The sequence below is a fragment of the Fulvimarina manganoxydans genome (assembly GCF_900176465.1).
Taxonomy (GTDB): Bacteria; Pseudomonadota; Alphaproteobacteria; order Rhizobiales; family Rhizobiaceae; genus Fulvimarina; species Fulvimarina manganoxydans.
Map to the genome: position 1 here is coordinate 135,973 of NZ_FWXR01000003.1, position 14,720 is coordinate 150,692.

A 14,720-nucleotide genomic window follows, 5' to 3' on the forward strand; every position below is an offset into this window, starting at 1 on the left:
GGAAACGCAAATTGAGAGGCTCGCCGGCGGACTTCGTCTATGGTCGGCGCGATTTGAAACGGACGGTCCCCTGGGCGGATCGGCCAGAGACCACAATGGGGATCTTGCGCCATGTGCGGCATCATCGGCATCATCTCGAAGGAGCCCGTGGCCGACCGGCTGATCGACAGCCTGAAACGGCTGGAATATCGCGGCTATGATTCGGCAGGCATCGCGACCCTGGAAGACGGGGCGCTGACGCGGCTGAGGGCCGAGGGCAAGCTCGTCAATCTGATCGAGAAGCTGAAAGCCGAGCCGCGCGCCGGCACGATCGGCATCGGCCACACCCGATGGGCGACCCATGGCGCCGCGACCGAGGCGAACGCCCATCCGCACCGCTCGGAACATCTCGCGATCGTCCATAACGGCATCATCGAGAATTATCGCGAGCTGAAGGCCGAACTCGAAGCCGACGGCGTCACCTTCGAAAGCCAGACCGACACCGAGACCGTCGCCCATCTCGTCTCGCGGGAGATCAAGCGTGGCGCGAGCCCGAAGGATGCCGTCCATGCGGTTCTCGGGCGGCTCGAAGGCGCCTTCTCGCTCGGCTTCCTCTTCGACGGCGAAGAGAATGTGCTGATCGGCGCTCGGCGTGGCTCGCCTCTGGTGGTGGGCGAAGGCGAGGGCGAGATGTTCCTCGGCTCCGACGCCATCGCCTTGTCGCCTTTCACCGATCGCATCCGCTATCTGGAAGAGGGCGATTTCGCCGTGCTCAGCCATCACGGCATCGAAATCTTCGACGAGCATGGCAAGGAAGTCGTGCGGCCGATCAAGCAGTCGACCGGCAAGTCCTTCTATGTGGACAAAGGCAATTATCGCCACTTCATGCAGAAGGAGATCTACGAGCAGCCAGAGGTCATCGGCCACACGCTCGGCGCCTTTGTCGACCTGACCACCGGGCGCACCCGGCTTCCCGTCGGCCAGTCGCTCGATTTCTCCAAGATCCGCCGCATCGCGCTGTCGGCCTGCGGCACGGGCTTTTATGCCAGCCTCGTCGGCCGGTATTATTTCGAGCGCTATGCCCGCATCGCCTGCGATCTCGATGTCGCCTCCGAGTTCCGCTATCGCGAGAGCCCGCTGGAGGACGTCGATCTGGCGCTCTTCGTCTCCCAGTCGGGCGAAACCGCCGACACGCTCGCCTCGCTGCGCCATGCCAAGGGCGAGGGGCTGACGACGGCCGCCATCGTCAATGTCGCCGAATCGACCATCGCGCGCGAGGCCGATGCGGTTCTGCCGACCTTGGCGGGCCCGGAGATCGGCGTCGCGTCCACCAAGGCGTTTACTTGCCAGCTGATGGCTCTGGCCGCCCTCGCGGTTCACGCCGGCGTTGAGAAGGGCCGTATTTCGGCGCAGGACGAACTCGCCTTCACGCGCACGCTTCAGGAGGCGCCGCGCCTCGTCAATGAGGCGATCGCGCTCGAAGGGCAGATCGAGACGCTGGCCCGGCGCATGGCGACCCGCAATCACGCGCTCTTTCTCGGCCGGGGATTTTCCTATCCGCTGGCGCTCGAAGGCGCGTTGAAGCTGAAGGAAATCAGCTACATCCACGCGGAAGGTTATGCGGCGGGCGAACTGAAGCACGGGCCGATCGCCCTCATCGACGAGACCATGCCCGTCGTCGTCGTCGCGCCCCATGATCGCAGCTTCGAGAAGACCGCGTCCAACGTCCAGGAGGTCGCGGCGCGGGGCGGAGAGATCATCCTTTTCACCGACGCCAAGGGCGCGGCGAGCGGGATCGTCGACAATGTCCACACGATCGTCATGCCGGAAATGCCGGAAATCTTGACGCCGATCGTCTATGCGGTGCCGCTGCAGCTTCTGGCGTATCACACCGCAATCCAGATGGGCACGGATGTGGACCAGCCGCGCAATCTCGCCAAATCCGTTACGGTGGAGTGACGCTTCTGGCCCAAAGGTGTGAGCCGCGAATAGGCGAAGGGATCGGGTGCGGCGGATCGCTTCGCGAGCATGCGCTGAACCGCGGCTCGCGCAGCGCGTCATGTGTCACGTCATGGTCTTTTCATCTCGGCCGGACATTGCATCGGGTGTCTTGCATTTGTCGCTTTCGCCGCCGATGCTTGCCGCACTGCACACCTGAAAGGTGGGCGCGAGGGTGAATGGTGATTCGGGGTCGGTTGTGTCGTCTGCAACGACATGCGGCTGGATAGCGTTTGCTCGTGGCGCCCTGCAAAACCGACCATCCCGGTCGGCCGGGCATCTTGCGCAGAGGGTTTCGAGCACATGGCGCGGCTGCGCAACTATTTCCTGACCGGGTTCATCGTCTGCGCGCCATTGGCGATCACCGCCTGGATCACATGGTCCTTCATGCAGTGGACCGATAGCTGGGTGAAGCCTTACATCCCGACGCGCTTTCTCCCGGACTCCTATCTGCCCTTCGCGGTGCCCGGATTCGGCCTTCTCGTCGCGCTGATCATCATCACCTTCATCGGCTTTCTGACCGCGAACTTCATCGGACGGACCATCGTCGGCTGGGGCGAGAACGTTCTTGGCCGCATGCCACTCGTGCGGACAGTTTATACGGCGCTGAAGCAGATCTTCGAGACGGTCCTCGCCGATCGCTCATCCTCCTTCAAGACCGCTGCGCTGATGGAATATCCCCGCAGGGGCGTCTGGTGCCTTGTCCTCGTCGCAACGACCACCAAGGGCGAGGTCGCGCGTGTCCTGTCGGATCAGAGCGAGGAGATGCTGGCCGTCTTCCTGCCGCCGACGCCGAACCCCACCTCCGGCTTTCTTCTCTTCGTCCCGCGCGAGGATGTGCGTATTTTGAATATGAGCATCGAGACGGCACTCAAGCTCGTTGTCTCGGCCGGCCTCGTGACCGGCGACGAAAAGGAAGCGCCGATCAGCCTGAAAGAGGCGAGCCGCATCGTCGAGAAGCGGCTGCGTGAGCCGAGCTGAGGGCGGCGGCGGTATCCGTCTCTTGAGAGCGAGACAGAGGAAGATCAGCCCGTGCGCATGGCGCCGGGTCTCCGCCTCGCATCCGGCGAGATGAGAATGGAGAGTGCCTCGTCGCCTTCCACCATGTCATCCTCGTTCGATCCGGCCGTCTGCGAGGCCGTGACCGCGCGTCCGTTCACCATGCGGACGGAGCCATTGAGAACGAGCCGCAAGGCGTGCGGATAGAGTCTGTGTTCCGCGCGCAAGAGCCGCTCGGCCAGACGGTCCGGCGTATCATCGGCTTCGACGGCGATTGCGGCCTGGGCGATGATCGGCCCCTCGTCCATCCGCTCGGTCACAAAATGCACCGTGCAGCCATGCAGCTTCATTCCGGCAGCCAGAGCCCTCGCATGGGTGTCGAGACCGGGAAAGAGCGGCAGGAGCGAAGGATGGATATTGATCATCCGCCCTTCGAAGCGGCGGACGAATTCGGGCGACAGAAGCCGCATATAGCCGGCAAGGCAGATGATGTCCGGGTTCAGCCTTTCGAGCGCTTCGAGAACGGCCGCCTCGTGGGCCTCGCGGCTGGCATAGGCCTTGTGATCGACCGCAACGGCCGGGATGTCGTAGCGCTCGGCGGTCTCCAGACCCTTCGCGTCGGGCCGGTTCGAGAGGACGCCGACAATCCGGCCCGGATAGGACGGGTCCATCGCCGCCGCGATCAGGGCGCTCATATTGGAGCCGCGACCGGAGATGAGAACTGCGACGCGCTTAGTGGTCTTGCGCGACATCAGAGCGAAAGCTCGCCGTTGAAGGTCACCCGCTCGCCCTTGTTCTGAAGAATGCGGCCGAGTGGGACCACCTCTTCGCCGGCAGCCTGGAGCATCGCACCGATCGAGGCCGCTTCCGCCTCCGAGACCACGACGATCATGCCGATGCCGCAATTGAAGGTGCGCAGCATTTCCGACGTCTCGATGCCGCCCTCACGCGACAGCCAGCCGAAGACCGGCGGCACATGGATCGCGTTGATGTCGATATCGGCGCGTAAGTGCTCGGGCAGGACGCGCGGAATATTCTCGGGAAAGCCGCCGCCGGTGATATGGGCGAGAGCTTTTACGCCTGTGGATTGCGCAAAGACCTCCAGAAGCGGCTTCACATAGATTCGGGTCGGCTGAAGAAGACTTTCGCCGAGCGAGACGGAAGCGTCATAGGGGGCCGGATCGCCATAGGAGAGGCCGGCCCGCTCGACCACCCGGCGCACCAGCGAATAGCCGTTGGAATGCACGCCGGAGGAGGTGAGCCCGAGAATGACGTCGCCATGGGCGATGGTGCCCGAGGGCAAAAGGCGCTCCCGCTCGACCGCGCCGACGGCAAAACCGGCCAGATCGTAGTCGTCGCCTTGATAGAGGCCCGGCATTTCCGCCGTCTCGCCACCGATCAGGGCGCAGCCGGCCTGGCGGCAGCCCTCGGCGATGCCCTTAACGATCGCCTCGCCCTGAGCCGGATCGAGCTTGCCGGTCGCAAAATAGTCGAGGAAGAACAAAGGCTCTGCGCCTTGAACGACGAGATCGTTGACGCACATGGCCACGAGATCGATGCCGATCGTCTCGTGCAGCCCGGCCTCGATGGCAATCCTCAGCTTGGTGCCGACCCCGTCATTGGCCGCCACTAGCAGCGGGTCCTGCATCCCCAGGGCTTTCAAATCGAAGATGCCGCCAAAGCCGCCGATCTCGCCATCGGCGCCCGGCCGGCGCGTCGAGCGCACATGGGGTTTGATCCGCTGGACGAGTTCGTTTCCGGCATCGATATCGACGCCCGCGTCGCGATAGGTCAGGGAGTTTTTCGGGTGCATGGCGATACGTCCTTGTTCGGCTTCGCAAGTCGCACGAAGACGTGAGAGGAGCAAGTCGAGGCCGTAATACCACGCTGGACAAGCCGGAGCGGCCCCTTTCGCTCCCTTGACCCTTCTGGCTGCGGTTGCCTATCTCCTCTTTGGCACTGCGGGAGGGGTTTCGAACTCTTTGCCGCTGAGCGCGTTTTTGGGCCGAAGGACCGGCCGGAGAGGGAACGAGATGGGCGATCGCAGCAGCTCTTTCCGGCGACAGGTCTATTTCTGGACCGGGACGCTCTTTCTCTGCGTGCTGCTCCTTTGGCTGTTCTCCAGCATTCTCCTGCCCTTCGTCCTGGGCATGGTCGTGGCCTATCTTCTCGATCCGGTCGCGGACTGGTTCGAGCGGCGCGGATTCTCGAGGCTGATGGCGACGATCATCATTCTCTTCCTGTTCATCTCCAGCTTCGTCGCGGTCCTTCTGATCGTTGTGCCCGTCATATCGAGCCAGATCGCCAATTTTGCGCAAAGGGTGCCCGAATACCTCGATCGGCTTCAGGATCTCGCGGTCGCCGCCCGTTCCGGACCTCTGGCCTTCCTTTTCACCTCGGAAGAGTCGACGCTGGAACAGGACTTTGCGCAGCTTGTCTCCGACTCGTCGGCTCTTTTCACCTCCTTCCTGCAGCAAGTCTGGTCCTCCTCGCTCGCGGTCGTGAACTTCGTCTCGCTCTTCGTAGTGACGCCCGTCGTCGCCTTCTACATGCTCCTCGATTGGGACCATATGGTCGCCAAGGTAGACAGCTGGGTGCCGCGCCAGCATAAGACGACGGTGCGGCGCATCGCGCGCGACATGGATCGCTCCATCGCCGGCTTCGTGCGCGGGCAGGGCAGCGTCTGCCTCATTCTCGGCACCTATTATGCCGTTGGGCTGACGCTCTTGGGGCTGAATTTCGGCCTATTGATCGGGCTCTTCGCCGGGCTGATTTCCTTCATTCCCTATATCGGCTCGATGCTTGGTCTCGTCCTGTCCATCGGCGTTGCCCTCGTGCAGTTCTGGCCGGACTGGCCCTGGATCGTCGGCGTCGCGGCCGTTTTCTTCTCTGGCCAGTTCTTCGAGGGTAACATTCTTCAGCCGAAACTCGTCGGCGCCTCCGTGGGGCTGCATCCGGTCTGGCTGATGTTCGCGCTCTTTGCCTTCGGCGCGCTCTTTGGCTTCGTCGGGCTGCTCATCGCGGTACCGGCCTCGGCGGCGATCGGTGTGCTCGCCCGCTTCGGCCTGTCTCAATATCTCCAGAGCGAACTCTATAACGGCCAGGGCGGATCGAACGGCCGTCTGACCGCTACGCAACGCACTGAGCAGATCGAAGCCATGCCTGCCACGACGACCGATAAAGACGGTCAGGCGACGCGCGGTTCGCTTTGAGCCAAGACGCGATGCGACAACTTCCGCTCGACCTTCCGCCGATCGAATCGCTCTCTCGAGACGATCTCGTCGTGACCCGGTCCAACCAGATGGCCGTCGAGGCCATCGATCAATGGCCCCATTGGCGCCACAATGTGCTTCTGATCGTCGGGCCGGAGGGCGCCGGCAAAAGCCATCTGGCGCAGATTTGGGCGGATGCGGCCGGTGCGACGATGGTTCGTCCGCATGACGCAGGGCAGATTGCGGGGGACGACGGTTTTCGGGCCGTTATCGACGATATCGATCGCACGGACCTGTCCGACGAAGAGCTGTTCGGCATCGTCAATGCCGCGCGGCTCGGCCGTGGTTGGCTTCTGGCGACTGCACGAACACCGCCCGGTGAATGGCGCGGGCGCCTTAAGGACCTGGTCTCGCGCCTCTCGGCTGCGGCCTTTGCCCGGCTCGATCCGCCGGACGATGCGCTTCTTTCGGCGCTCCTCGTCAAGCTCTTCGCCGATCGCCAGCTGGCCGTCGATCCGCAGACTGTCGACTATCTCGCGACCCGGATCGAACGCTCGGCGGGCGCTGCGCGAAAGGTTGTGGCCGAGCTCGACCGCGCGGCACTCTCGGAGAAGCGCCGTATCACGCGACCCTTGGTGCGTCAGGTCTTGGGGATTGGCGAAGGGCAGACGTGAGCGTCACAAAACGGTAGTCTGACCTCGTTACCTGCGCGGGTTGGAAACTTGGGCACAAGAAGGCGAAGCACCGATGATGAACGAGACGGATCCGAACACGGTCGCAGCCGGCAGGGACCAGTCGAAGGTCGAGAATGAGACGCAGGCGGCGGACGCCAGCCAGGTCGAGGCCGATCTCGCCCCCCATCGCGAGCCGGAGGACGGCGAGCCGATCGATCGTCCATCCGATATCGAAGTGCTTCTGGAAAAAGCGGCCGAATCGGAGATTGCCGCCGCCCCGGAGACCGTCGAAGGACTGCCGGAAATGCCGGCCGACCGCTACGTCAATCGGGAAATCTCCTGGCTGCAGTTCAATCGGCGCGTGCTGGAGGAATCGCAGAACCCGAACCATCCGATCCTGGAGCGCCTGCGGTTTCTCTCGATCTCGGCCGACAATCTCGACGAGTTCTTCATGGTCCGCGTCGCGGGCCTTGCCGGTCAGGTGCGCGAGAAGATCGCGGTTCGCTCGATGGATGGGCTCACCGCCCAAGAACAGCTCGACCGCATCCTGGCGGAAGTCCAGTTGCTTCAGGAGGAGCAGCAGGCCTCGCTCGCCGAACTCGTCAAATGCCTGCGCGACGAAAAGATCACCATCATCTCGGCCGGTGAGCTGAAGGGCGCCGACAGGGACTGGCTTCAAGGCCATTTCATCGAAACGATCTTCCCGGTTCTGACGCCGCTTTCGATCGATCCGGCCCATCCTTTCCCCTTCATCCCCAATCTCGGCTTCTCGATCGCCCTAGCCCTCGTGCGCGAACGCGACTCGGAGCGTATGAACGCGCTTCTGCGTCTGCCCCCGGCCTTGCAGCGCTTCGTCGAGATGCCGCGCGGGGCTGACGGGACCCATCGCTTCGTGCCGCTTGAAAGCGTCGTTGCCGCTTTCATCGGCAAGCTGTTCCCCGGCTACCGCGTCCGGGGTTCGGGCACCTTCCGCATCATTCGCGATTCCGATATCGAGGTCGAGGAAGAGGCCGAAGATCTCGTCCGCCTGTTCGAATCGGCCTTGAAGCGCCGCCGCCGGGGCTCGGTCATCCGCATCGAATTTGATCACTCGATGCCCGAAGCCCTGCGCAACTTCGTGGCGGGCGAACTCGACGTGCCCGATAACCGTATCTCGGTCCTCGACGGCATGCTCGCCCTCGATTCCTTCTCGCAAATCTGCAAGGTCGACCGCGACGATCTGAAGTTCACGCCTTACATCCCGCGATTTCCCGAGCGCATTCGCGAACACAATGGCGACTGCTTCGCGGCCATTCGGGAGAAGGACATCATCGTCCATCACCCTTATGAATCCTTTGACGTCGTCGTCCAATTCCTGAGGCAGGCGGCGCTCGACCCCAATGTGATTGCGATCAAGCAGACGCTGTATCGCACCTCGAACGACTCGCCGATCGTACGGGCCCTGATCGACGCGGCGGAAGCCGGCAAGTCGGTGACGGCCCTCGTCGAGTTGAAGGCACGCTTCGACGAGGAGGCCAATATCCGCTGGGCCCGCAATCTGGAGCGGGCGGGCGTTCAGGTGGTCTTCGGCTTCATCGAGAAGAAGACCCACGCCAAGCTGAGCCTCGTCGTGCGGCGCGAGGACGGCAAGCTCGTTAATTTCTGCCATCTCGGCACCGGCAACTATCACCCGATCACGGCGAAGATCTACACCGATCTCAGCTACTTCACGGCCGACCCGGACATCGCCCATGACGTCCAGCTCGTCTTCAACTACATCACCGGTTATGCCGAGCCGACCGATGTGAAGAAGCTCGCCGTCTCTCCACTGACCCTGCGCGACCGCATCCTGAAGCATATCGACCAGGAGATCGATCACGCTAGGGCGGGCCGTCCGGCGCAGATCTGGATGAAGATGAATTCGCTGGTCGACGCCAAGACGATCGACGCGCTCTATCGGGCGAGCCAGGCCGGCGTCGAGATCGATCTCGTGGTGCGGGGCATCTGCTGCCTGAAGCCGCGCGTGCCGGGCCTGTCCGACAATATCCGCGTCAAATCGATCGTCGGGCGCTTCCTGGAGCACAGCCGCATCTATTGTTTCGGCAATGGGCACGGCCTGCCGTCGGAAGAGGCGATCGTCTATATCGGCTCGGCCGATCTGATGCCGCGCAACCTCGATCGGCGGGTGGAAACGCTCGTGCCCTTGACGACTCCCACCGTCCACAGTCAGGTGCTGTCGCAAATCATGCTGGGCAACATTCTGGACAATCAGCAAAGCTGGTCCCTGGCGTCCGACGGGACCTCGCGCCACATCACACCGAACGAAGGGGAACAGCCCTTCAACGCCCAGCGGTACTTCATGACCAATCCGAGCCTGTCGGGGCGCGGAAAAGCACTGAGGACGGATGCTCCAAAGCTCATCGCAAAACAAAAAGCCGAGCACGCACGATTCGATTGAGCCCTTGGGTCAGGGGCGAATCATCGGCCGCCGGCCCGTCGGCGTCGTCGATATCGGGTCGAATTCGGTCCGCCTCGTCATCTATGAGGGCAATAGCCGCGCCCTGACGGTCCTCTTCAACGAAAAGGTCCTGAGCGGGCTTGGAAAGGGCTTGGCTCAGACCAACCGGCTGGACGGGCAGGCGGTTTCCAGCGCCCTCAATGCCCTCAAGCGGTTCCGTCGCCTGGCCGACCAGGCCGGCGTCGAGGCGCTCTATCCGCTTGCCACCGCCGCGAGCCGCGAGGCCGTCAATGGCCCGGAATTTTTGAGCGCCGCCGAGGCGGCGATCGGCAGGCCGATCGCGATTCTGTCCGGCGAGGACGAGGCCCGTTATGCCGCCGAAGGCGTGATGAGCGGTTTCCACAAGCCCGACGGCATCGTCGGCGATCTCGGCGGTGGCAGTCTGGAACTGGTTGAGGTGGCCAATGGCCAACTCGGCCAGGGCCTGACCTTGCCGCTTGGCGGGCTTCGGCTTCGCGACATCGCCGGCGGCGACCTGAAACAGGCCCAGTCGGTCGCCGACAGCCATGTTGCGTCATCGGCTCTCGCGCGCCAGGGCACCGGCCGGCCTTTCTATGCGGTCGGTGGTACCTGGCGCAATCTTGCCCGGCTCCACATGGAGCAGGCGGGTTATCCGCTGCATGTCATGCATGGTTACACGCTGGCCGCCGGCGGGTCGCTCGACAAGTTTCTCGACAGCGTCGTCTCCGGCGATCCCGACCGGTTGCCGGGCATCGCGGCGGTCTCGAAATCGCGCCGGGCGCTTCTCGCCTATGGCGCGGTGACGATGCGCAGCGTGATGAAATTCCTGAAGCCGAGTTCCATCGTTACCTCCGCGCTCGGTGTGCGTGAGGGCTATCTCCATTCGCTCCTGCCCGAGGAGGAGCGCGATCTCGACCCCTTGATCGAAGCGGCGCGCGAGCTTGCGGTCTTGCGCTCGCGCTCGCCCGACCATGCCGAGGAACTTGTCACCTGGTCCACGCGGACATTCGAAGCCTTCGGGATCGTCGAGAGCGAGGAGGAGAAGCGTCTGCGGGCGGCCGCCTGCCTCCTCGCCGATATCGGCTGGCGGGCTCATCCCGATTATCGTGGGCGCCAATCGCTCTCGATCATCACCCATGCGGCCTTCCCGGCGATCGATCATCGGGGACGGGCCTATCTCGGCCTGACCAACTTCTTCCGCCACGAAGGGACGTTCGAGCAGACGCAGGTGCCGGACCTGGAGACCTTGGTCGACAGCCATCTCCTTGAGCGGGCGCGTATGCTCGGCTCGCTCTTCCGGGTGACCTATCTTCTGACGGCGTCGATGCCGGGCGTTCTCGATCGCTTCCGCTGGGCGCAAGATCCTCGCGGCGGCTTTACGCTGGTCATTCCCGCCGAGCTCGGCGATCTCATCGGAGAGCGGCCCGAAGGACGGCTGCAGCAATTTTCCAAGCTGGTTGGGCAGCCCCTACGCCTGGAAGCCCGTTGAAGAACGGCCTTCGTCGCGATGGACGTTGAAACGGTGGCACCCGGAGCGGGTGCCACCGCATTCGTAACGGTCATCGTCCTTAAAGGGCGATGATCTCGACGCGCTTGTTGCGATAAACGAGGGCGCTTTCGCCCTCCAACAGTTTCAAAGCGCGCGCCCCGAAAATGTCGCGGCGCCAGCCGGTCAGCGCCGCGATTTCTGCAGCCTCGCCTTTCGAAGCGAGCTTTTCCAGATCGTCCGAATTGGCGATCAGCTTGGCGGCGACGCCTTCCTCTTCCACGACAATCTTCAAGAGAACGCGGAGAAACTCGACGGCGGCCTGCGTGCCTTCGGGCAATTGGGGTGGCCGTGGAATCGCCGGCAGATCGGATTTCGGAACCGCATGCGCCTTTGCGACGGCGGCGAGGATCGCCCGGCCCGCCGCGCTGCGCTCGAACCCTTTCGGGATCGTGCGGAGGCGGGAGAGGGCCTGTTCATCGCGCGGCTGCTGCTGGGCGATCTCGTAGATCCCATCGTCTTTAAGGATCCGCCCGCGCGGTTTGTCCTGCTCGCGCGCCTCGCGTTCGCGCCAGGCGGCGATCTCTTTCATGATCTGCAATTCGATCGGCTTCTTGACCCGCAGCTTGAGCCGCCGCCAGGCGTCGTCCGGGTGGAGATCATAGGTCGCCGGGTCGGAGAGGACCGCCATCTCTTCGTCGAGCCAGCTGAGACGACCGGTCTTTTCCAACGTCTCTCGCAGGGACTTATAGACGTCGCGCAGATAGGTGACGTCGGCGAGCGCATAGACGAGTTGTTGATCGGACAGCGGGCGCCGGCGCCAATCGGTGAAGCGCGATGTCTTGTCGATCCGCCCGCTGGTCAGGCGTCCGACCAACTGGTCATAGGCGATCGACTCGCCGAAGCCGCAGACCATCGCCGCGACCTGGGTATCGAAGAGCGGGGCCGGGACGATGCCGCCGAGCCGATAGATGATCTCGATATCCTGACGGGCGGCGTGGAACACCTTGGTCACCGATGGATCGCGCATCAAAGCGAAAAACGGCGCCAGCGACAGCCCGTCGGCCAGCGGATCGACAAGCGCCGTCGTGTCGTCCGATGCCAACTGAACAAGGCAGAGCTCGGGCCAGAAGGTCGTCTCCCGGATGAACTCCGTATCGACGGTGACATAATCGGACCGGGCGAGCGCCTCGCAGGCGCGCTCCAGCTCGGAGGTGCGCGTGATGACTTCCATGACTGGCTTCATAGCCCTGCCTGTCCCAAGGCGAAAGACGCGCGGGCGATCATCCCCGACAAAACTTGACAGACGGGAACGCCCATGCGCTTGTCCGCCGCGATTTTCCAGACCGATCGGGCTTCTCGCCGGCCTGCCTCGATAAGGGGCCCGCAGCCGGCAAAAGCGCCCGAAAACGCTTGAGAGAGAGTGACATGCACCGCTACCGCAGCCACAACTGCGCCGCCCTTCGTGCCGACAATGTCGGCGAGAGCGTTCGCCTGTCCGGCTGGGCGCACCGCATCCGCGATCATGGCGGCCTGCTTTTCATCGATCTGCGCGACCATTTCGGCCTGACCCAGATCGTCGTCGATCCCGACTCGCCGGCCTTCAAGACGGCCGAGACGATCCGCGGCGAGTGGGTGGTGCGCATCGATGGCGAGGTGAAGAAGCGCTCGGACGAGACGATCAACGCGAAGCTCCCGACCGGCGAGATCGAAATTTTCGCCCGCGAGATCGAAGTCCTGTCGCCGGCCAAGGAATTGCCGCTGCCGGTCTTCGGCGAGCCCGAATATCCGGAAGACATCCGCCTCAAATATCGCTTCCTCGACCTGCGCCGCGAGACGCTGCACAAGAACATCATGAAGCGCACGCGCATCATCGCGAAGATCCGCGAATTGATGCAGAACGCCGCCTTCACCGAGTTTCAGACGCCGATCCTGACCGCATCCTCGCCCGAGGGCGCGCGCGACTTCCTTGTGCCTTCGCGCCTTCACAACGGCATGTTCTACGCGCTGCCCCAGGCGCCGCAGCAATATAAGCAGCTGTTGATGATGTCGGGCTTCGATCGCTATTTCCAGATCGCCCCCTGCTTCCGCGACGAGGATCCGCGCGCCGACCGCTTCTATGGCGAATTCTACCAGCTCGACGTGGAAATGAGCTTCGTCGAGCAGGACGAGATCTTCGAGACCATGGAGCCGGTCATTCGCGAGGTCTTCGAGACCTTCGCCGAGGGCAAGCCGGTCTCCGAGACCTTCCGGCGGATTCCTTATGCCGAATCCATGCGCAAATACGGCACCGACAAGCCGGATCTGCGCAATCCGATCGAGATGCAGGCCGTCACCGAGCATTTCGCCGGCTCGGGCTTCAAGGTCTTCGCCAATATGATCGCGAGTGACGACAAGGTCGAGGTCTGGGCGATCCCGGCCAAGACCGGCGGCTCGCGCGCCTTCTGCGACCGGATGAATTCCTGGGCGCAAGGCGAAGGCCAGCCGGGACTCGGCTACATCTTCTGGCGCGAGGAGGGCGGCGTCATCTCCGGCGCCGGTCCGCTCGCCAAGAATATCGGCGAAGAGCGCACCGAGGCCGTCCGCACCCAGCTTGGCCTCGAGCCGGGCGATGCCTGCTTCTTCGTTGCTGGCCGCCCGGAAAAGTTCACGGCCTTTGCGGGCGCAGCCCGGGCCAGGGTCGGCGAGGAGCTGAACCTCACCGATCGCGACCGCTTCGAGCTTGCCTGGATCGTCGACTTCCCCTTTTTCGAATGGGACGAGGACAACAAGAAGGTCGAGTTCGCCCACAACCCCTTCTCGATGCCGCAGGGGGGTATGGACGCGCTTGAGAACCAGGAGCCCTTGTCGATCAAGGCCTTTCAGTACGACATCGTCTGCAACGGCTATGAGATCGCCAGCGGCGGCATTCGCAACCAGCTGCCCGATGTGATGGTCAAGGCCTTCGAGATCGCCGGCTATTCCAAGGAGACGGTGGAAGAGCGTTTCGGCGGCCTCTATCGCGCCTTCCAATATGGCGCGCCACCCCATGGCGGCATGGCGGCGGGCATCGATCGGATCGTGATGCTTCTGTGCGGGGTGAAGAATCTGCGCGAGATCGCGCTCTTCCCCATGAACCAGCAGGCCTACGACCTGTTGATGGGCGCGCCGGCCGAAGCTTCGCCCGCGCAGCTGCGCGAGCTAGGACTTCGAGTCGCGCCCCAGGCGAAGGACTGATCGCACGCTTCGAAGGCCGGCCGGGCGCTTTTTGCGTCGGTCAGCCTTCGATCGATGGATTTACGGGCCTAGTTCCTAGTTCCGCGCGGCGCCAGCGTTCGGCGCCGTGCCGCTGTCGGCTTCGCCGAAATCGAAGGTTTCGACCGCTTCCCACGGACCGCCGCGATAGCGCCATAGGAGGAGGCCGCAGGCCTCGAAGCCGAACGGCTCGAAATCTGCATCCATCCGCTCGAACAGGCTTTCGGCGCGCTCCGGCTTCACCTTGTTCTGGATCGTCACATGCGGTTTGAAGCGCTGACGGTCCTGGGTCGTCAGCCAGTCGAACCAGTCGCTTGCCAGATCGGTGCGAAGACGCTCGAGGTGGGGGCATTCGACGGTGAAAGCAACGCCTTTGCCGAGAAGTCTGAGGCCCGACACGCGGCAGGAAAAGACTTCCTCTTCGCTTGCGAGCGAGCGCAGATGATCCGTGATCTCCTCGATCCGCTCGGCCGGAAGATGATGGAACAGCGTCAGATGGGCCGGGATGAGATTCAATTCGGAGGGAAAATGCTCCCGCCGAAGCGCGTCGAAGCGCTCGAACGCTTCGGGATCGAAAAGGAGCGTCAGAATCAGCGGCGCGTCATCGGTCATCGGCGGCTCCTGACGGTCAATTGCGCGTGGGCGATCCGACAGGGGTGGCCAAACTGTCGCGCGCCATG

General features: G+C 63.4%; 11 protein-coding genes. 7 read left to right on the forward strand and 4 right to left on the reverse strand.

Translation table 11 applies throughout. The annotated features are described in order from the left end of the window. Positions 1–111: 111 nt before the first annotated feature. Both glmS and B9A15_RS05120 read left to right on the forward strand, forming a co-directional pair. Positions 112–1,938, forward strand: a complete 1,827-nt coding sequence (glmS, locus tag B9A15_RS05115; RefSeq protein ID WP_084408961.1) for a glutamine--fructose-6-phosphate transaminase (isomerizing) — start codon at positions 112–114, stop codon at positions 1,936–1,938. A gap of 342 nt (positions 1,939–2,280) precedes the next feature. Further along, a complete protein-coding gene (locus B9A15_RS05120) occupies positions 2,281–2,958 on the forward strand; it encodes a DUF502 domain-containing protein (RefSeq protein WP_084408962.1) in 678 nt (225 codons plus the stop codon). Between the two features lie 44 nt (positions 2,959–3,002). Here the strand turns inward: B9A15_RS05120 and purN are convergent, their stop codons facing one another. Further along, positions 3,003–3,728, reverse strand: coding sequence for a phosphoribosylglycinamide formyltransferase (purN, locus tag B9A15_RS05125; RefSeq protein ID WP_084408963.1), 726 nt, complete (start codon positions 3,726–3,728; stop codon positions 3,003–3,005). Further along, a complete protein-coding gene (purM, locus tag B9A15_RS05130; protein WP_084408964.1) occupies positions 3,728–4,789 on the reverse strand; it encodes a phosphoribosylformylglycinamidine cyclo-ligase in 1,062 nt (353 codons plus the stop codon). The genes purN and purM overlap by 1 nt, the downstream gene beginning before the upstream one ends. 220 nt (positions 4,790–5,009) lie before the next feature. On the opposite strand from purM, the gene B9A15_RS05135 reads away from it, so the two are divergent. The 4 genes from B9A15_RS05135 to B9A15_RS05150 all read left to right on the forward strand — a co-directional run bounded on the left by B9A15_RS05135 (position 5,010) and on the right by B9A15_RS05150 (position 10,809). Then, positions 5,010–6,188, forward strand: a complete 1,179-nt coding sequence (locus B9A15_RS05135; RefSeq protein WP_084408965.1) for an AI-2E family transporter — start codon at positions 5,010–5,012, stop codon at positions 6,186–6,188. Between the two features lie 11 nt (positions 6,189–6,199). Then, complete coding sequence (locus B9A15_RS05140; RefSeq protein WP_084409131.1) at positions 6,200–6,862, forward strand: HdaA/DnaA family protein; 663 nt, start codon at positions 6,200–6,202, stop codon at positions 6,860–6,862. 73 nt (positions 6,863–6,935) lie between these two features. After that, positions 6,936–9,299, forward strand: a complete 2,364-nt coding sequence (locus B9A15_RS05145) for an RNA degradosome polyphosphate kinase (RefSeq protein ID WP_244556801.1) — start codon at positions 6,936–6,938, stop codon at positions 9,297–9,299. Beyond that, positions 9,247–10,809 carry a Ppx/GppA family phosphatase gene (locus B9A15_RS05150; RefSeq protein WP_084408966.1) on the forward strand — a complete coding sequence of 521 codons (1,563 nt, stop codon included), beginning with the start codon at positions 9,247–9,249 and terminating at the stop codon, positions 10,807–10,809. The genes B9A15_RS05145 and B9A15_RS05150 overlap by 53 nt, the downstream gene beginning before the upstream one ends. Before the next feature lie 79 nt (positions 10,810–10,888). Here B9A15_RS05150 and rnd read toward each other — a convergent pair whose 3' ends face one another. Further along, entirely contained in the window at positions 10,889–12,040 is a 1,152-nt protein-coding gene (gene rnd, locus B9A15_RS05155; RefSeq protein ID WP_084409133.1) for a ribonuclease D, read from the reverse strand. Positions 12,041–12,234: 194 nt separating this feature from the next. Between rnd and aspS the strand changes: the two genes are divergently transcribed. After that, positions 12,235–14,022, forward strand: coding sequence for an aspartate--tRNA ligase (gene aspS / locus B9A15_RS05160; protein ID WP_084408967.1), 1,788 nt, complete (start codon positions 12,235–12,237; stop codon positions 14,020–14,022). Between the two features lie 75 nt (positions 14,023–14,097). Here the strand turns inward: aspS and B9A15_RS05165 are convergent, their stop codons facing one another. Next, positions 14,098–14,652, reverse strand: coding sequence for a 2'-5' RNA ligase family protein (locus B9A15_RS05165; RefSeq protein WP_084408968.1), 555 nt, complete (start codon positions 14,650–14,652; stop codon positions 14,098–14,100). Positions 14,653–14,720 lie beyond the last annotated feature (68 nt).